The 18291-nt window shown below is 66.8% G+C and carries 17 protein-coding genes; 6 read left to right on the top strand and 11 right to left on the bottom strand.

The annotated features are described in order from the left end of the window. Positions 1 to 54 precede the first annotated feature (54 nt). The 3 genes from AC6HZP_RS11945 (at position 55) to AC6HZP_RS11935 (ending at position 2285) form a co-directional block, all read left to right on the top strand. Positions 55 to 819, top strand: a complete 765-nt coding sequence (locus AC6HZP_RS11945; protein WP_201403761.1) for a transporter substrate-binding domain-containing protein — start codon at positions 55 to 57, stop codon at positions 817 to 819. A 72-nt stretch (positions 820 to 891) separates the two neighbouring features. Then, the gene (locus tag AC6HZP_RS11940; RefSeq protein WP_201403760.1) at positions 892 to 1599 is read left to right on the top strand and encodes an ABC transporter permease; all 708 of its coding nucleotides are present in this window, start codon (positions 892 to 894) and stop codon (positions 1597 to 1599) included. Further along, positions 1599 to 2285: an ABC transporter permease gene (locus AC6HZP_RS11935; RefSeq protein ID WP_497523059.1), complete on the top strand. Its 687-nt coding sequence runs from the start codon at positions 1599 to 1601 to the stop codon at positions 2283 to 2285. Before AC6HZP_RS11940 ends, AC6HZP_RS11935 begins: the two co-directional genes overlap by 1 nt. 59 nt (positions 2286 to 2344) lie before the next feature. Here the strand turns inward: AC6HZP_RS11935 and AC6HZP_RS11930 are convergent, their stop codons facing one another. Both AC6HZP_RS11930 and AC6HZP_RS11925 read right to left on the bottom strand, forming a co-directional pair. Next, positions 2345 to 2830, bottom strand: coding sequence for an Lrp/AsnC family transcriptional regulator (locus AC6HZP_RS11930; RefSeq protein ID WP_201404436.1), 486 nt, complete (start codon positions 2828 to 2830; stop codon positions 2345 to 2347). Positions 2831 to 2951: 121 nt separating this feature from the next. After that, a complete protein-coding gene (locus AC6HZP_RS11925; protein ID WP_497526792.1) occupies positions 2952 to 3602 on the bottom strand; it encodes a uracil-DNA glycosylase family protein in 651 nt (216 codons plus the stop codon). A 77-nt stretch (positions 3603 to 3679) separates the two neighbouring features. On the opposite strand from AC6HZP_RS11925, the gene AC6HZP_RS11920 reads away from it, so the two are divergent. Beyond that, the gene (locus tag AC6HZP_RS11920; RefSeq protein ID WP_497523058.1) at positions 3680 to 5236 is read left to right on the top strand and encodes a sensor histidine kinase; all 1557 of its coding nucleotides are present in this window, start codon (positions 3680 to 3682) and stop codon (positions 5234 to 5236) included. A 1-nt stretch (position 5237) separates the two neighbouring features. Here AC6HZP_RS11920 and cobT read toward each other — a convergent pair whose 3' ends face one another. Then, the gene (gene cobT, locus AC6HZP_RS11915; protein WP_497523057.1) at positions 5238 to 6266 is read right to left on the bottom strand and encodes a nicotinate-nucleotide--dimethylbenzimidazole phosphoribosyltransferase; all 1029 of its coding nucleotides are present in this window, start codon (positions 6264 to 6266) and stop codon (positions 5238 to 5240) included. Between the two features lie 143 nt (positions 6267 to 6409). On the opposite strand from cobT, the gene cobS reads away from it, so the two are divergent. Together cobS and AC6HZP_RS11905 are read left to right on the top strand one after the other, a co-directional pair. After that, positions 6410 to 7213: an adenosylcobinamide-GDP ribazoletransferase gene (cobS, locus tag AC6HZP_RS11910; protein WP_497523056.1), complete on the top strand. Its 804-nt coding sequence runs from the start codon at positions 6410 to 6412 to the stop codon at positions 7211 to 7213. Next, positions 7210 to 7377: a DUF1289 domain-containing protein gene (locus AC6HZP_RS11905; protein ID WP_201403755.1), complete on the top strand. Its 168-nt coding sequence runs from the start codon at positions 7210 to 7212 to the stop codon at positions 7375 to 7377. Before cobS ends, AC6HZP_RS11905 begins: the two co-directional genes overlap by 4 nt. A 13-nt stretch (positions 7378 to 7390) precedes the next feature. Here the strand turns inward: AC6HZP_RS11905 and AC6HZP_RS11900 are convergent, their stop codons facing one another. From AC6HZP_RS11900 to AC6HZP_RS11865, 8 genes are all read right to left on the bottom strand, one after another. After that, entirely contained in the window at positions 7391 to 8380 is a 990-nt protein-coding gene (locus AC6HZP_RS11900) for a bile acid:sodium symporter family protein (protein ID WP_497523055.1), read from the bottom strand. Between the two features lie 109 nt (positions 8381 to 8489). Continuing rightward, complete coding sequence (gene dusA, locus AC6HZP_RS11895) at positions 8490 to 9494, bottom strand: tRNA dihydrouridine(20/20a) synthase DusA (protein ID WP_497523054.1); 1005 nt, start codon at positions 9492 to 9494, stop codon at positions 8490 to 8492. 122 nt (positions 9495 to 9616) lie between these two features. Continuing rightward, positions 9617 to 10627 carry a UDP-glucose 4-epimerase GalE gene (galE, locus tag AC6HZP_RS11890; protein WP_497523053.1) on the bottom strand — a complete coding sequence of 337 codons (1011 nt, stop codon included), beginning with the start codon at positions 10625 to 10627 and terminating at the stop codon, positions 9617 to 9619. A 38-nt stretch (positions 10628 to 10665) separates the two neighbouring features. Beyond that, on the bottom strand, positions 10666 to 12693 hold the full coding sequence (locus AC6HZP_RS11885; protein WP_497523052.1) for a calcium-binding protein: 2028 nt from the start codon (positions 12691 to 12693) through the stop codon (positions 10666 to 10668). 27 nt (positions 12694 to 12720) lie between these two features. Then, positions 12721 to 13911 carry a polysaccharide pyruvyl transferase family protein gene (locus AC6HZP_RS11880; protein WP_497523051.1) on the bottom strand — a complete coding sequence of 397 codons (1191 nt, stop codon included), beginning with the start codon at positions 13909 to 13911 and terminating at the stop codon, positions 12721 to 12723. Positions 13912 to 13970: 59 nt separating this feature from the next. After that, the gene (locus AC6HZP_RS11875) at positions 13971 to 15284 is read right to left on the bottom strand and encodes a glycosyltransferase family 4 protein (protein WP_497526709.1); all 1314 of its coding nucleotides are present in this window, start codon (positions 15282 to 15284) and stop codon (positions 13971 to 13973) included. Next, positions 15281 to 17521: a hypothetical protein gene (locus AC6HZP_RS11870; RefSeq protein WP_497526708.1), complete on the bottom strand. Its 2241-nt coding sequence runs from the start codon at positions 17519 to 17521 to the stop codon at positions 15281 to 15283. The genes AC6HZP_RS11875 and AC6HZP_RS11870 overlap by 4 nt, the downstream gene beginning before the upstream one ends. Before the next feature lie 16 nt (positions 17522 to 17537). Then, a complete protein-coding gene (locus AC6HZP_RS11865) occupies positions 17538 to 18281 on the bottom strand; it encodes a hypothetical protein (RefSeq protein ID WP_497526707.1) in 744 nt (247 codons plus the stop codon). Between the last annotated feature and the right edge of the window lie 10 nt (positions 18282 to 18291).

The raw sequence follows: 18291 nt of genomic DNA, 5'->3' as shown, positions 1-18291 counted from the left end.
TCCGTGGCAGGCGCAACCAGACGCACTAGAAGAGTGTATCTCAGGGGAATGCCCATGCGTATCGTGAAGCAGGCCGCCATCGCGGCGCTGGCCTTGATGGCCGTCACCGGCGCCGTCCAGGCGAAGGAATGGAAGAACATCCGGATCGCCGTCGAAGGCGCGTTCCCGCCGTTCAACTATGTCGGCGCCGACAACCAGATCGGCGGCTTTGACGTCGAGATCGCCAAGGCCGTCTGCAATCAGCTCAAGGCCGAATGCACGTTTGCCGTGCAGGATTGGGATGGCCTGATCCCTGCGCTGCAGGCCGGCAAGTTCGACGCCATCTTCTCGTCGATGTCGATCACCGACGAGCGCAAGAAGGTCATCGACTTCTCGCGTCCCTACTACCAGTCGCCCTCCTCCTTCATCGCGCCGAAGAGCGCGGCCATCAAGGACACCTCGCCCGAGAGCCTGAAGGGCAAGACCATCGGCGCGCAGTCCTCGACGGTCCAGGCGACCGAACTCGAGGAGAAGTACAAGGGTTCGGACGTCAAGCTCTATCCGACCCAGGACGAAGTGAACCTCGACCTCGTCTCGGGCCGCATCGACATGCTGTTCGTCGACAAGCTGCCCGGCCTCGACTGGCTGAAGACCGCGGACGGCGCCAACTTCGAGTTTGTCGGCACCGACCTGCCGACCGATGGCGTCGGCGCCGGCGTGCGTCAGGCCGATTCCGACCTGCGCGACCAGATCTCGGCAGCGATCGTCGCCATCAAGGCGGACGGCACCTACGACAAGATCAACGCCAAGTACTTCCCCTTCTCGATCTGGAAGGATTGAGCGCGGACGGCGCCGGGCGTAGAACCCGCCCGGCGCAATCCTGCGATTGACTGACCCTGGGGGACGGGCCGCGTGGACCTGTTGAATTTGCTAAGCTTCGGGCCCGACGGCTGGGGCAACCAGCTGCTGCAGGGCACCTGGCTTACCATTCGGCTGGCCCTCGCCACCCTGCCCTTCGGGCTGGCGCTCGGCCTTCTGATGGCGCTCGCCAAGCGCAGCCCCAATCGCTGGTGGCGCGCCTTCGGCAACGCCTACACCACCATCTTCCGCGGGCTACCCGAACTGCTCACGATCTTCATCGTCTATTTCGGCGGCCAGATCGCGCTGCAGAAGATCGTCGGCCTCTTCAGCGACACGCCGGTCGAGGTGAACGGCTTCGTCGCCGGCATGATCGCGCTCGGCGTTGTCTTTTCCGCCTATGCGTCGGAAGTGTTTCTCGGCGCTTTCAACAACATCACGCGCGGCCAGTATGAGGCCGCCTACGCCCTCGGCCTCCGGCCCTGGACGACGCTCCGGCTCGTGATCGTGCCGCAGCTGGTTCGCCTGGCGCTGCCCGGCCTCGCCAATCTCTGGCTGATCCTGCTCAAGGACACGTCGCTGGTGTCGGTGATCGCGCTCGACGACCTCCTGCGCAAGACGAGCATCGCCGTCCGCGTGACCAAGGAGCCGTTCCTGTTCTTCGGCGTCGCCTGCCTGATCTACCTCGCGCTCTCGATGATCTCGTCGATCGGCATCGCCGCCGTCGAGCGCTGGGCCAATCGCGGCCTGAGGAGGGCGTAATGAACTGGGACGCTCTCGCCACCTATGGCCCGCGCATGCTGCAGGGCCTGGTCGTCACGCTTCAGCTCGTCGTTATCTCGATCACGCTCGGGGCGCTGCTCTCCTGGCCGGTCGCGCTGGCGCGGCTTAGCCGGTATCGGGTGATCCGGGGGATCGACTTCGGCTACATGTACTTCTTCCGGGGAACACCCCTGCTGGCGCAGACCTTCCTCGTCTATTACGGCGCCGGCCAGTTCCGGGCCCAGCTCGAGGCGGTCGGGCTCTGGTGGCTGTTCCGGGATGCCTTCTTCTGCTGCGTGCTGACCTTCACGCTGAACACGGCCGCCTATCAGGCCGAGATCCTGCGCGGCGCCATCCGCGCCGTACCCGTCGGCCAGCGCGAAGCGGCGATGTCGCTCGGCCTGAATTCACGGCAGATCTTCCGCAAGATCATCGTGCCGCAGGCCCTGCTGATCGCGCTTCGCCCGCTCGGCAACGAGGTGATCCTGATGATCAAGGGATCGTCGGTGGCGGCGATCGTCACCGTGTTCGACCTGATGGGCGTGACCCGCCTCGCCTATTCGCGCACGTTCGACTTCCAGGTCTATCTCTGGGCCGCCGTGCTCTATCTGATCGTGGTCGAGGCCGTCCGTCGGCTCTGGGACAAGATCGAGCACTACCTGACGCGGCACTTGCGCGCCGCCTGAGCCTTTCCGTCCGGCAATTTCGCGCCGGACGGCCTTTCGCGAAACAGGCCTGACGCCGCTTAGGCGACGCCCTTGTCCTTTTCGAGCGGAATGTAGTTCAGCGGCAGCGCCGTCGCATATTTGATCTGCTCCATCGCGAAGGCGGACGAGACATCCGCGATGTCGATCCGCGCGATCAGGCGCTTGTAGAACAGGTCATAGGCCTCGATGTCGGGCACGACGACGCGCAGCAGATAGTCCACCTGCCCACTCATCCGGTAGAACTCAACCACCTCGGGCACATCGCGGATGACCTCGGCGAAGCGCTTCAGCCATTCCTCATTATGCTGGCTGGTGGTGATCGAGACGAAGACCGTGACCTTGGCGTTCACCTTCTTCGGGTCCAGCACGGCGACGCGCCGGGTAATCACCCCGTCTTCCTCGAGCTTCTGGATCCGTCGCCAGCAAGGCGTCGTCGACAGTCCGACTCGCCGCCCGATCTCGGCGACCGGGATGGTGGCGTCTTCCTGCAGGATTTGCAGTATTTTTCGGTCAAGTCGGTCAATCATTCCGAAACCCTCTGCCTTGGAACCTCGCGGCGCTAGCATCATTTTCCAATGAGCATTGCCGACGACTTCGAATTGAGAATAATATTCCCAAGATGAATGCGCAAATCGGCCCGCGAAGTCAATCCGCGCTGCGCAAATGCTCCGCGACGCGACGCTGAAGGACCGGAAGGAGCTCCGCCTCGAACCAGGGATTCCGCTTGATCCAGCCGCTGTTGCGCCAGGAAGGGTGGGGTAGCGGCAGGATGCCGGGGGCCGCCGTTTCAGCCAGGATCGCGCGCCAGTCGGCGACCGTCTCCGTCATTCCGGATTTCGCCCGGCTGCCGAGGTGCCACTGCATCGCGGACAGGCCGACGGCGAGGATCAGCTCGACAGCCGGCAGCGCCGCCATCACGGCATCGCGCCAGGCGGGCGCGCATTCCCGGCGCGGCGGCAGGTCTCCGCCCTTGGCGTCGAGCCCGGGGAAGCAGAACCCCATCGGCACGATCGCGATCCGCGTCTCGTCATAGAAGGTCGCCTCGTCGACGCCCATCCAGTCGCGCAGCCGATCGCCGGACGGGTCGGTGAACGGCTTGCCGGAAGCATGGACGCGCGTGCCGGGCGCCTGCCCCGCGATCAGGATGCGCGCGGTGGCGGCACCGCGAATGACGGGACGGGGCGCATGCGGCAGGGGCGCGCGCACCGGCTGATCGACGCAGATGCGGCAGGAGCGGATTTCGTCGAAGAGGGCGTCCAGTTCCATCATTCCGGAATTTAGTGGCGGCTTAACCATGTTGCTCAAGTGCGCATTAAGCATTCGGCACGCAAGTTTGGCTAGAATTCCGGATACTTCCTGACGGAAGTGGCGACATGCAGATGCGAGCCGCGGCGGCGGGTGACAGCCAGACGAAAGCTTCCCCCTGCGCAGGCGCTGAAGAGCGCGGCGCGGCAGCGGCCGGCTTTCGCGATCTGCGGGCAGAAGCCGCGGATCCCGAGCGCGCGGGTAATGTCCTCGATCGCGCCTTGCTCGCCGAATATGCCCGGGATCGCCGCGCCAGCCTGGTAGTCCCCGCCGTGCTGATCCCGATCGCCGCGCTCTGCGCCGCGACGTGGGTTCCCTTGGTTCCTCTTCTTCTCTGGGCGACCCCGGCCCTGCTCCTCCACGCATGGCTGGCAACAGTCTGCGGCCGCACGATGGACATTTCGGGGGCAGAGCAGGAACTCCGCCGACGGAAATCCGTACTTGTCGCCAGCGAGGCCTTCTGCGGCATCAGCTGGGCCAGCTTCCTGATCCTGCTCGCCATGAACGCGCCCGCTTCCGCCGACGCGCTGCTGGTCGCTGTGACCCTGGTGGTGGTCGCCGTTGGCGCCGTCGGCTCGGCTGGCCTGCCCGCGGCCGGCTATGCCGCCTGCGCCCCCATAACGCTTGCCGCCGTGACGCTCCTCTGCATGCGTCAGGATCCACTCTCGGTCGGCCTCGCCGCGTTGTGCCTGATCGCCACGATGGCGTGCCTCGCCCATGCGAAGCGCCTGCACGATCTGATGCAGGCCTTCCTGAAACGCGACGTCGACAATCACAAGCTGACGGTCGAACTGGAGAGCGCCCGCGCCAAGGTCGGCCGGGCCGTCCGGACTGCCGAGGAGGCGAACCTCGCCAAGTCGCGCTTCCTCGCCACGATGAACCACGAGTTGCGCACGCCGCTGAATGCGATCCTCGGCTTCTCGGAGGTCATGAAAGACGAGCTCTTGGGCCCGCTGCCCAACCGCACCTATCGCGACTATGCGGCCGACATTCACCAGAGCGGCGGCCATCTGCTGTCGCTGATCAATGAAATCCTGGAGCTTTCGGGGTTCGAGGCTGGAAGCTATGAGCTGCGCGAGGAGCCGGTCCAGCTGGCCAAGCTCGCCGAAGAGTGCATGAACTTCGTCCGTTCGCGTGCCGAGAGCCGGGAACAGACGCTGTCGCTCGCGACGGAGACGGATCTACCGCCTCTCCTGGCCGACGCGCGCGGTACCCGGCAAGTCGTCCTCAATCTGCTTTCGAACGCCATCAAATTCGCCCCGCCGGGCGGCCGGATCGATATCCAGATCGGCTGGACGGCCGGCGGTGGGCAGTATGTCTCGATCCGCGACAACGGCCCCGGCATCCCGGCCGAGGAGATGCCGAACCTGCTGTCCGCCTTCGGACAGGGCGAGGCCGGCATCCGCAAGGCGGAACAGGGCAGCGGCATGGGCCTGGCGATCGTCGAGGCGATCACCCGGCTGCATGGCGGCACGTTCGAGCTTCGCTCGGCCGTCGATCAGGGAACGGAAGCCATCGTCTGCTTCCCCCGCGCGCGGGTCATGGAGCCGCGCATGGTGAGCCCGGTCGTTGCCGAGCCCACCGATGCCGGTGGCACCGTGGTGCGCCTGCGCTCGGCCGGCTAGCTCAGCCCTCGCGGGTCGAAACGCCCGCCTGCGTGAAGGTTGCCATGCCGGTGTGGATCTCGGCGGCGGCCTTGATCAATCCGGCGGCCATCGCAGCACCCGTTCCCTCACCGAGGCGCATGCCGAGATCGAGCAGCGGCTTCTTGCCCATCGCTTCCAGCAACTTGGCGTGCGGCGGCTCGGCCGAGACATGGCCGAACTGACAGTGATCAAGCGACGACGGATCGATCTTGTAGAGCACGGCCGCTGCCGCCGTCGCGACGTAGCCGTCGACGATGATGGGGATGCGGCTCATCCGCGCCGCCAGGATGGCGCCCGCCATGGCGGCGAGCTCGCGGCCGCCAAGCCGGCGCAGAACCTCAAGCGGATCGCCGAGATGGGCCGCATGCAGCTCCAGCGCCTGATCGATCGCGGCCGCCTTGCGCGCCACGCCTTCGGCGTCGACGCCGGTGCCCGGGCCGACCCAGTCCCGGCCCGTGCCGCCGAACAGGCCGGCGGCGACGGCGCCGGCGATCGTCGTATTGCCGATGCCCATCTCGCCGATCGCCAGCAGGTCGATGCCGCCCGCCGTCGCTTCCATGCCGAACGCCATGGTGGCGGCGCAGCCGGCCTCGTCCAGCGCGGCCTCGACCGTGATGTCGCCCGTCGGGATATCGAGCGCGAGATCGAAGACCTTCAGCCCGAGATCATAGGTGATGCAGATCTGGTTGATCGCGGCGCCGCCGGCCGCGAAATTCTCGACCATCTGCTGCGTGACGCTGGCGGGATAGGCGGAGACGCCGCGCGCCGCGACGCCGTGATTGCCGGCGAAGATCGCCACCAGGGGGCGGGTTACCGCCGGCCGGGTCCTGCCCTGCCAGCCGCCCAGCCATTCGGCGAGCTCTTCCAGCCGCCCGAGCGATCCGGCCGGCTTCGTCAGCTGCGCGTCGCGCGCGCGGATCGCCAGGACGGCGTCCTCGTCGCGAGCCGGCAGCTGTTCAAAGAGGGCGCGGATGTCGTCGAAGGGGAGTCCGGTAGCGGAGCGGGCCATGGGGATCTCGGCTTATGCGGGGTGGTCGGAAACGGCGCGCTTTGCGGCCGGGGGCGCGGCGATCTATAACGCTCCTCCGGCGCACCGCAAAGCTCGGATGACAGCGAGTCGATGCCGCGTTCCGCCGATCAGGGGCGATTGACATGACCGACGAGCCATACCGCACCATGTTTCGAGCATCCGCATCCGAGCTTGCCGCCTCGACGGCGTTTCTGACGCGCCTCCCCGCCGCCTGGCTCGGCGTCGATCCCGAGCGCCGGCCCGATTTCAGCGTGGCCGCCCGCGCCTTCCCGCTCGTCGGCGTGCTCGTCGGCGCGGTGGGCGCCATCGTGGCTGTGATCGCTTCGTCAGCCGGACTGCCGCCCATGGCGGCCGCCGTTCTCTCGCTCGGGGCGACGATCGCGCTGACCGGCGCCCTGCACGAGGACGGCCTTGCCGATACCGCCGACGGCTTCGGCGGCGGCGCCACGGCCTCGCGAAAACTCGAGATCATGCGCGACAGCCGCATCGGCACCTTCGGCGGCGTGGCGCTGATCCTGTCGCTGATCCTGCGGGCGAGCCTGATCGGCGCCTTGCTGCCCTATGGCGCTCTGCCGGTCGCCATGTCGCTGATCGCGGCGGAAGTGGTCGGACGCGCCGCGATGGTGCAACTCTGGACCGCCCTGCCGTCGGCCCGCTTCGAAGGCCTGGCCAGCGCGACCGGCCGGCCGACGAGCGAGACGCGCTGGAGCGCGGTCGCCATCGGCGTCGTCGTGGCCCTGTTGGCCGGCGCTGCCGGAACGGGCCTGGTCGACGCCTTCATCGCCCTCGTCGTCGCGGCGCTGGCGAGCTACGCGTTCCAGCTTCTCTGCTCTGCCCAGATCGCCGGCCAGACCGGCGACACGCTTGGCGCCGCGCAGCAGATCGCCCTCATCACCTATCTGGTCGCCATCGTCGCGACGCTATGATCACGCCCTGCATCAGCATCTGCGTGCTCGACCCCGAGACCGAACGCTGCGAGGGCTGCGGCCGGACGCTGGACGAGATCAGCAACTGGTCGCGCATGACCGAGGACGAGCGGCGCTCCGTGATGAACGCCCTTCCCGCCCGGCTGGAGGAACTCCGGGACTGAGCCTCGCTCAGGCTCAGGCTCCGGCGACCGCCAGCGCGCGACGCCCCTCGCGGTTGGCGATGACGCTGACGATCACCAGCTGGAAGAAGTGGTAGAGCATGATCGGCGCGATGATCAGGCCGAGCGCCGGCGACGCGCCGAACATCAGCTTGGCGAGCGGAACGCCCGTCGCCAGCGATTTCTTGGAAGCGCAGAACAGCAGCGCGATCGAATCCGCCCGGTTCAGGTTCATCAGCCGGCACGGGATCAGCATCAGCCCGTAGATCACGAAGAACAGGGCGATCACGCCGACGATGATGATCGCGATCATGCTGGCGTCGTTCCCGGCCCAGACGCCTTCGAGGATCGAATCCGAGAAGGAATTGTAGACGATCGCCAGGATGATGGCCCTGTCGGCCATTCGGATCGCCTTGATGTGGCGCGTCGCCCAGCCGGACAGCCAATGCCGCGCGACCTGGCCAACGACGATCGGCAGCAGCACCAGCAGCACGATCTTGCCGATGACCGGCAGGAGCGGCATGCCGACGCCCGACGACGACAGGAACCAGGCCATCAGGAGCGGCGTCGCGAAGACGCCGATCAGGCTCGATAACGTGGCGTTGAAGATCGCGACCGGCACGTTGCCATGCGCCAGCGACGTCATGGCGACCGACGAGGAAACGGTCGACGGCAGCGCCGCGAGATAGAAGAAACCGATCCAGACCTCGCTCGGAATGAAGCTCTTGAACGGCGTGCCGAAGACGAGGACGACGATCGGGAACAGCACGAAGGTGCAGAGCTGCACCGCGACGTGAACGCGCCAGTGGCGAATGCCGGCGTGCATGCGCTCGGGCGCGAGCGTCAGGCCGTAGAGGAAGAAGATCACCGCCACGCCATAGGTGGAGATCGCGTCCATGTGCAGCACGCCGCCGGTGGCGCCGGGGCCCGGAAGGGCGATCGCGGCGAGAACCACAAGAACAAGCGCGATCAGGAAGCCGTCGATCGTAAAGCCACGGATCGTCATGTCGGGAACGCTTTCGTTGCAGGCAGAATCCGCCGGATGCGGTTGGCTTTCCATCCATAGCGAGCCCTGCCGCGGCGATAAAGGCACCGTCCGACAAAGGACCTTCGCTTCAGGCGGCGGCAACCTCGGCGGCGATTTCCTCCACCGTATCCATCGCCCGATGCAGCACGTCGACGCCGGCATTCCGGCTGGCGCCCTCGACCGTCAGGATCTGCCGGAACCGGCGCGCGCCGGGACGGCCGTGATAGAGGCCGAGCATATGCCGCACGATATGGCTGAGCGGCGTGCCGGCGGCGAGCTGCGCCTTGATATAGGGAAGCATCGCCTCGATGATCTCGCGCGGCTGCCGCATCCGGCCTTCGACGCCGTGGAAGCGACGGTCCACATCGGCGAGCAGCTCCGACTCCTGATAGGCGGCGCGCCCGATCATGACGCCGTCGACATGGCGGAGATGCGTCTCGGCCTCGTCCAGGTTCTTAATGCCGCCATTGATGCCGACATAGAGATCCGGCAGCCGCGCCTTCAGGCGATAGACGCGGTCATAGTCGAGCGGAGGGATGTCGCGGTTTTCCTTGGGCGACAGGCCCTGCAGCCATGCCTTGCGGGCATGGACCCAAAGCGCATCGACGCCGGCGGCGACGACTGCGTCCGCCAGTTCGTCGAGCGCGATCTCGGGATCCTGGTCATCGACGCCGATGCGGCACTTCACCGTGACGGGGATCGAGACGGCGGCCTTCATCGCCGCGACGCAATCAGCGACGCGCTGCGGCTCGCGCATCAGGCAGGCGCCGAACGTGCCGGACTGGACGCGATCCGACGGACAGCCGACGTTCAGGTTGATCTCGCCATAGCCGAATTCCTCGCCGGCCTGGGCCGCGATCGCGACCTTGGCCGGATCCGAGCCGCCGATCTGCAACGCGACGGGTTGCTCGGCGGGATCGAAACCGAGCAGCCGCGCGCGATCGCCATGCAGGACCGCCTCGGCGACGACCATCTCCGTATAGAGCAGCGCATGCGCGCTCAGCAGGCGATGGAAATAGCGACAATGCCGATCCGTCCAATCCAGCATAGGTGCGACGGATATTCTATGCCTTTGATATTGCTTATTTTTCACAGATCGGGCCGGCCAAATGGTGCAGTTTGCATTCTCTATATGCGATCTCAGCACCCTTTGGCCAATCCGGCGCGACACCATCGCGCCGGCATTGCCTCTGCACCGCCTGCAGCCGTGGACGTTCAGGCGGACAGGGCCGGTTCCGGAGCCCGGGCGCGCTCGCGCAGGGCTTCTTCCCAGAGCAGCGCGTCCGTGACGATCAGGTCGAGATCCTCGCGCATCGGCTTGAAGCCGAGACGGTCGCGGATCAAATCCGTGGCGGCGACCAGCGACGGCGGATCGCCGGCGCGGCGCGGCGCGAGGCGCACCTCGAAATCGACGCCGGAAACCCGCTTCACGGCTTCGATCACCTCGAGCACGGAGAAGCCGCGGCCATAGCCGCAGTTGAGGGTCAGCCTGTCCCCGCCCCGCTCCAGATGATCGAGCGCGAGCACATGGGCGCGAGCGAGGTCGCCGACATGGATGTAATCGCGCACGCAGGTGCCGTCCGGCGTCGGATAGTCCTGGCCGAAGACGTCGAGATGCGAGCGCTGGCCGAGCGCCGCCTGGCAGGCGAGCTTGATCAGATGCGTCGCACGCGGGAAGGACTGGCCGGAACGGCCGGCGGGATCGGCGCCGGCAACGTTGAAATAGCGGAGCACCACGGCACGAAGCTCGTTCACGGCCACCGTGTCGCGCAGCATCCATTCCGTCATCAGCTTGGAGGCCCCGTAGGGCGAGATCGGCTGCATCGCCGAGCTCTCCGCGATCGGGCTGATTTCGGGCTCGCCATAGACGGCGGCGGTCGAGGAAAAGATGAAATGGCGCACGCCGCCGGCGACCGCGGCCGCGATCAGCGCGCGCGACTTCACCGTGTTGTTGAAGTAGTAACCGAGCGGATCCTTGACCGAATCCGGCACGACGATCGATCCGGCGAAATGGACGATCGCCGTGACGCCGAACTCGCGGACCAGCCGCGCCACCAGCGCCTCGTCGCCGCAATCGCCGCGGATCAGCGGCACGGACGACGGGACCTGGTTGGCGAACCCGGTGGAGAGGTCGTCGAGGACAATGGTTTCACGCCCCGCGTCGGCGAGGGCCAGCACCATGTGACTGCCGATATAGCCGGCGCCGCCGGTCACGAGAACGGTCATTCCTTGTTCCTGCTCTGGATGTTGGAGGGTCGCGGGGCTCAATAGAAGCTCACCTGGTCCGGGCTGAGCTCGGCGAGCGTGACGTTCTCGATCAGGAATCCGCTGCCGAAACCGAAATCGACATGGACGCCTTCCGCCGTGTCATGGGCATGCGCCAGGAAACCCTGGTAGTTGGCGAAGGCGCGGCCGGAGACCGGCTGGAAATAGAGATGGTCGCCCTCGGCCACATTGAAATCGGTGATGCGGTCGAAGCCTTCATTGTACTGGCCGTCGAAGATGAAGGTGTCGGCGCCGGCGCCGCCGGTCAGCGTGTCGTTGCCCCGGAAGCCGCGCAGCCGGTCGTCGCCGTCGTCGCCTTGCAGCGTATCGTCCATCTTGCCGCCGAAGATCGTGTCGTTGCCGGTGCCGCCGCGCGCCGTCACGACGCCGCCGGTGTTCAGCAGCTGGATGTAGTCGTCGCCACTGGCGCCGATGACGTTGAGGTCGACCGGCTGGTAAAGGCCGTTCGGCCCGAGCAGCGGACCGAACAGCGTCAGCTTCTCGATGTTCTGGAACATGCCGCCGGTGGACGACGTGCCGCTCTGCATGTCGATCCAGTAGGAACCGCTGGAGGGCGTCTGGATCTGCAGCATGTCGACGCCGTCGCCGCCATCGATCCAGTCCGGGTCGAAATTGCTCATGAAGATGGTGTCGTTGCCGGCGCCGGCATTGATGCGGTCGAAGCCGCCGCCGCCATTGATCCGGTCGTCGCCCGCGCCGCCATGGATGACGTTCGCCAGCGCGTCGCCAACGAGAATGTCGTTGTAGTTCGAGCCCCAGATGTCCTCGATCGAGGTCAGCGTGTCGCCATGCGCGAAGCCGCCGACCTGCGTGGCGCGTCCGAGATTGACGTCGACACCGGCGGTCGAGCCGCCATAGTCGACCCGGTCGCGGCCGGCGCCGCCGTCGATGCGATCCGCCCCCGCGCCGCCGTCGAGCACGTCGTCGCCGTCGAGGCCCATCAGCCAGTCATTGCCCTTGCCGCCATGGATGACGTCGTCGCCGCCATAGCCGCGGAACGTGTCGTCACCATTGCCGCCGAGGAGCAGGTCGTTGCCGGAGGCGCCCGCGACCTGGAAGCTCTCGACGTTGACGATCTTGCTGCCGATCGCGCCCCAAGGGCGGATATCGATGGTCACGTCGCCGTCCGAATCCACCGCGTCGATCGACACGGTGTCGAAGCCGTCGCCGCCGTCGATCAGGCCGAAATCGATCCGCGCCGAGAAGGTGTCGTCGCCGGCCCCACCCAGCATGACAACATTCGGATTGGCCGGCGGCGAATGGTTGTTCGTCAGCTCCTGCCAGAGATGATCGTTGCCGTCACCACCATCCATCCAGTCCGCCCCGCCGAAGCCGCCGAGATCGTCATTACCGGCGCCGCCATAGAGGATGTCGTCGCCGCTGGTGCCGAAACCGATGTCGTCATGCTCCGAGCCGTAGAACTCGAGCCGCTCTATGCCGGTCGCGAGCTTGCCGTGCGGAGACAGATAGTCCCCGTCGTCGATCAGCGACAGATCGCCATTCGGCTGATGCCAGACGGTAAAACCGGGTCCGCCCGTCTCGCCAGAGCGGAAATCGCTGACATCGACGACCAGCGTGTCGTTACCTGTTCCGCCCTCTACGATCGAGACGCTTGAGACCTCGATCCGGTCGTCACCCGCGCCGCCATTGATGCGGTCGAGCCCGCCGCCACCCACGATCACGTCGTTGCCGGCATCGCCCTTGATGATCTCGTCACCTGCTGTGCCGGCGATCCTGTCGTTGAAACGCGAGCCCCAGATGCTCTCGATCGAGAGAAGCCGGTCGCCCTCGGCGTCGCCGCCGAGCTGGGTCGCCCGTGTCAGATCGACGTCGATCGCCGCCGCGCTGTCGATGTAGTTGACCGTGTCGATACCGTCGCCGCCGTCGACCAGATCCGCGCCGAGATAGGGCCGGATGCTGTCGTCGCCGTCTTCCCCGTAGAGATTGTCGGCCGCCGGCGTGCCGAAGATCGTGTCATTGCCGGGTGTCCCATGAATATCGACCATGATCGCAAATCCCCCAAAGCGACAGGTTCAGGCCACTTTCCGCATATCAGCAGGCTCGGCGGCGCCAACGCGCGGCGCGAGCTTGGTATCCACGTTGTTTTCGAGCAGGAACGCACGCGTCTCGTCATAGACGTCGCGCCAGGCCGCGTTGAAGGCATCGAAGCGGCCCTGGTCCCAATAGTCCTCGAGTACGAAAGCTTCGTCGCTGAAGACGTCGTAGCTCGGGATCCGATAGGTCTCGGCGAACTCCGCGGTGCGGCTGTCATAGGTGAAGTAGATCGACGGCACGCCGTTCGCGAGCGCCATCAGATTGCCGTGCAGGCGATAGCCCAGCACAAGGTCGAGCCGCTGCACCAGCGCCTCGTAGTCGGCCACCACGTCGGAATAGAACAACCGCTCGCGGTAGAGCTTCTCCATGCCGTCGTCGAAATACCAGTTCGCGGCCCAGCCATTGGCGCGGAGCGCGGCGATCGCCTCTTCCTTCTGCTCGTCCGTGCCGAGGACGATCTTCTTCTCCTCCACCTCGCCCTGCGCCATCAGCGTGGTGTCGAAGCGGTTGGCGAGCGTCTTCACCAGGTCGCGGTGGAAGTTCAGGTAGCGCTGGATGTCCTGCGCATAGGTGGGCGAAACCTCGCGCCGGATCGTCAGGCCGACCTTTTCGACCTCGGCGAGCGGCGACAGCGTGATACGAAGGTTCGGGTCCAGCCGGCGAAACGCCGTCGGGCAGCCGATGATGCGGACATTGTCGATGCCGAGATCGCCCAGAACCTGCGCCGAATAGGCGCCGCGCACGCCGATCGACGTGCTCAGTTCCGACATCGCGCGCAGTACGTCGCGCGTCTGCTCCGTCAGCTCCAGCTTTCCCCGGACGGGCGCCTGCGCGCCGATGCCGAAGGCGAGCACCGGCAGGCCGAGCTTGCGGAGCACGGCGGCCGTGTCGTGCCACTGCATCTCGCCATGCACGTAGTTGGAGCCACGCAGCATGACATAGTCGTACTCTTCCCGCAGGCGATCGAGCGAATCCCAGTCGGGATTGTTGATCTCGAGCACGCCGACCTTCTCGAAGTTAAGCAGCTTCAGAGAGGAGTCGAAGACGAAGGCGTCGCCGATGTTGTGGTAGTTGTCGATCGAGCGCTGGATGTTCTGGTACTGGTACCAGCGCACGCAATCATGGTCGTAAATTTCGCCTGACGGAATCATCACCAGCAAACGTGCCATACCGGTCTCCTTCTCCCCCCAGGGATGCTGCCCTTAGCGGGCGGCTTGCGCGCAAATCGTTACGCGAGTTCGTGGTGTTCGGCCGGGCCCTCGGCCGCGGCGTGATGACGGCCGAGAATGGCGCGATAGAGGGCCAGGTGCTGCTCGGCGCTGTCGACATGGCCGATGGGCCGCCGCATGGTCTGGCGCAGCCCCTCCCACATCGAGCCGTCGGAGAGCACCTCGACGAAGCGGTCGGCCAGATCCTCGGGGCTGCCGACCCTGAAATGCAGTCCGTCCGTGCCGTTGCGGACCTTTTCGGCCATGCCGCCGATATTGCTGCAGAGAAGCGGCCGGCCGTGGAACAGGGCTTCCTCGATCACGACGGGCGAATTCTCCCACCAGATCGAGGGCACGACGACCCAATCGACCGTCTGCATCAGTTCGGGCATCTCGCTGTTCTGGTACGAGCCGTAGAAGCGCACACGGCTTCCCGCGTCCTCGATCAGTTTCTTCATGCGGGCCTGGAATTCTGGCGGCTGGAATTCGAGATTGGCGCCGAAGATCATCAGCCGCGAATCCTCGCCCCAGATGCGCTCCGGCACACGGGCGACCGCGTCGATCAGCACGTCGACGCCCTTGAACGGCGTCATCTGGCCGAAATAGGCGAAGCGGCTGCGGCGCTGTTCGGTGCCCGGCAAGGCGCGCGGCGGCGCCGGCTCGCTGACGGCCAGCCCATTCTCGATGACGAACAGGCGGTCCGCAGACAGCCCCCAGGCGGCGTAGCGCTGGGCCAGGAAGGCACTCGGCGACACATAGGCGTCGGCGAGCTCCAGCATCGACCGCACGAAGCGCTCGCGCTTCAGAAAGCGCGCCGGCGCGATATCGGGGAAACAGGCGTGGCAGTCCGTGGGAGAGGCCCGGCGGCAGAGCTGCTGGCCCTTGGTCTTCACCATCTGCCCGTGGTGGTGGCAGATCGACAGGAACTCATGGAACGTCACCACGATGGCGGCGTCCGGCAGCGCCTCCCGCACGGCATAGAGCGCTTCCAGCCCAAGGCCGAGGACGTGATGGAAATGCACGACATGCGGCTGCAGGTCCCGGACGAACCGAACCAGATCGCGGCGGATATCGTCGGTGTTGCGGTTCGACAGGAAGAAGTGGTCGTAGTCGTCGCTATGGAACAGGATGTCGGACGCGCTCTGGCGCAGGCTCATCAGCGCCGTGCCGGCATGGCGCGGCGTCGGGGCGCCGACCCGGGCCAGATAGACCGAGCGGAGGCCGGCCAGCGCGTTCAGTCCCTTGTGCAGGTTGTGCGAGGCGATTTCGGCTCCTCCGAGCGAGAGGCTCGGATGGCCGTGGCTGACAACCAGGACGCGAAGTTCGTCATTCATGCCGCCACCGCCTGCGTCATCGCGGCAATCGTATCGGACCAGCGGACATCGAGCACCGCCCGGTCGATGTTGCGGGCGTGGGCCTCCCACGCGTTGAGGCGATCCACCGGCGCTTCGGCGCCGAGCAATCGCACCGCGGGCAGCCAATAGGCCTTGAGGCCCGTCTTCGACAGCCGCAGCGCCAGGTCGAGCCCCTTCGCCCGATTGCCGAGATAGCCGTGTCCGCCCTGCCCCAGCGAGGCGATCGCCGCCTTCGCGACGATGCAGCATTCGAGATTGGCGACCGGCGTTGCCGCGGGTGCGAGCGTCGCGAGCGTCGCCACAGGATAGCCGACATAGTTCTCGGCCAGGCCACCGTCCTCGCCGCCCAGCCGGTAGCCGGCCCAGCGGATGGAATCATCCTCGTAGAGAAGTGCCGGAGAGATGATGGCGGTGGCGTCGGTCTCGCGATGCGCCGCGCAGAGCCGGCCGAACCAGCCGCGCCCGGCCGGGACGAGCGAGCCCGAGAACAGGACGACGCGATCGGTCTTGGCCGCGCCGGAGCCGACGATCAGGGCATCGAAGACGTCGTTGCAGCCGGTAACAGCGACCATCTGGAGCGAGAGGCCGTAGAATTCGGCGAGCCGGCGCATTTCACCGCGCAGCGTGGCGATCACGCGGTCCGGCCCGGCGAGGACGATCGGCGCGGCCCGAACCTCGGCGTCGAGCGCGAGCAGGGCCACCAGCGACGCGACATCCGTCGTCTGCTCGTCGAGCCCGATGACCAGCGTCGTGTCGCCGCCCGGCGCATTCGTTCCGACATGTTCGATCCGCTCGGCCGCCGGAGCCTTGGTGGCCGCGCTGGCGACGAGCGGGATCAGATGACGCTCGACGATCTCCGGCATCGCGGCGGCGCGCGCGCTGATCGATTTCAGCTGCCGGCTGACCGCCTCCCGATAGCTGACGCGCTTCGGAACGACCGGCAGATAGGCCGGCGGGCAATGGGGAATGGTGAGCTCGATATAGACGGGCGCGCCGCCATCGGCGTCGAAGTCCGGAATGAAGACCGCGAAGCCGTGGCCATGCTGGTTCTGGTCGAAACGGGCCGGGAACGGCGCCTTGCCGTCGAAGGCCGACGATACGTCCGGCCTCTCGATCCGGCTCCAGGTCTCGCGAAGCTCGATCGTGACCTGCCGGCGCCGCAGCTTGACCGACTCGACCCGGTGGTCCGGATCGAGAAGCCAGCCGCCGACGAGCAGGCCACCCTGCTCGACGCGGAACGCGTGATCGATCGCCATGCGGACCGGCAGCGCGAGGCCGGAGACCGTATCCAGTCCCTCATAGCGATAGGCCGCGTCACGCAGCCGGCCGACCACCTCGGCCGAGCCCCTCACCTTGGGAAGGATGGCACGGGCGTAGCCGGGCGTGTCGCGCGGCGAGGCGAGCAGGCGCTGCTCGTAGACATCGGAATAGCGCCAGCCATCCCGGCCGCGGAAGTAGACGCGCTGCATGCCGAAGGGATCGATGGGTTCCGGCGCGACCAGCACGGCGGCGAAGCCCTTGCCGGTGCTGGCCAGATCCTGCCGATCGAAAGCGGCGCCGGTGCACTCGGCGATCTGCGCCGTCGAGCCCGCGATCAGCACGCGGCTGACGCCGGCTCGGACATCCGACGACCAGCCTTGCAGATAGACGTCGCCCTCCTCGAAGGCGCCGATGATCTCGATGAAGCCGTCCGCCTTGGCGCTCGCCTCGACGAAGGTCGTCATCGCCGTCAGCTTGCGCCGGCTCATCGGCCCCTGGCTGAGCATGGCGACGATGGCGTCGATGACGGCCGGCAGGTGCGCCCCCGCCAGTTCGATCAGCGCCGTCGCCAGCGTGGCGGGGCGCATCAGGTCCGGCGAGACCCGATAGGACGCGGCGCGCCCCTGCGCGCGAAAGGCCAGCGTGTTCAGCCGCTCGCCCTTGAGCGGGCCGGCGAAGACCAGGGCGACGAAGCCATGCGAGCCGCGCCCCTTGGGATCGGCGAGAGGCCAGCTGACCACCGGCGCCTTGCCCGGCAACGTCGGATCGCCGTTCAGCATCACGGCCTGCGCGCCGCTCATCGGCACGCCGGCGCCGAGCACGAGGACGAACGCTTCGTTGATCGGGCAGGCGATCAGGTTCTCGACGGCCGGCGTCGGGCCGCCACCCTGGCGCAGCGGCGGCCTGGGTCCCTGCCCCGCCTTCGCCTCACGCCCCTTGTCGCCATCCTGAATCATGCCGTTCCTTTCCCGGTCACTTGAGGAAGGCGGCGAGCGTCACGCCGGCACCAACCACGATGCCGATGAGCGTCGTCATCACGAGCATCAGCGGCTTCGGTTCGCCTCGCCCGCGCTTCGAGAGCGCGTCGATGCGCTTTTCGAGCCCCGCGACGATCCCGTCGAAGCGCATCAGGAAGATCTCGAGCTCCGACAGCCGGTTGACGATCTCGCCCTGCGTCGTCTCGATGTGCTCGAGCTGGGCCGGCGGCACTTCGGTGCCACGGGCGGCGCCTTCGCCTTCCGTCGCCGCCCGCTGCACGCCGCGCTGGTTCAGCTGCAACTGGCGCTGCGCCGCCATCAGGATTTCGAGCTTTTCGAGCACCCGCGTCAGCGGCGCCGCGATCAGTGCCTCGGCCGCCTGCTCGTCCAGTGTCGGCGCATAGAGAATGCGTTCCTCGCCGGTCGGCGACACGGCGACGATCGAGAGATCGCGCTGCCGCGCCGTCACGGCCTCGGGCAGCGGAATGTCGAAGGCATGCTGGCCGTCGCCGACGCCGTTGCGCCGAAGGTCCGAGCGCAGCTTGTCGGCCGTCACCTCGGCGATCTTCTGCGAGCCGAGCGAGACGATGATCTGCATCCGGGCATTCGGATGGCTGCGATCAAAGGCCCAGCCGTAGAGACGGCCGTTGTCGATGGCGTCGACCCGGCCGGTCACTCCCAGCGGCGCGGCCTGGGTATCGTCCTTCGGATGCAACGGAATGGCTTCGGCGGCTGACATGGCAACCTCC

The sequence above is a fragment of the Kaistia sp. SLG-1 genome (assembly GCF_059699055.1).
This window is presented reverse-complemented; position numbering and strand designations above follow the sequence as displayed.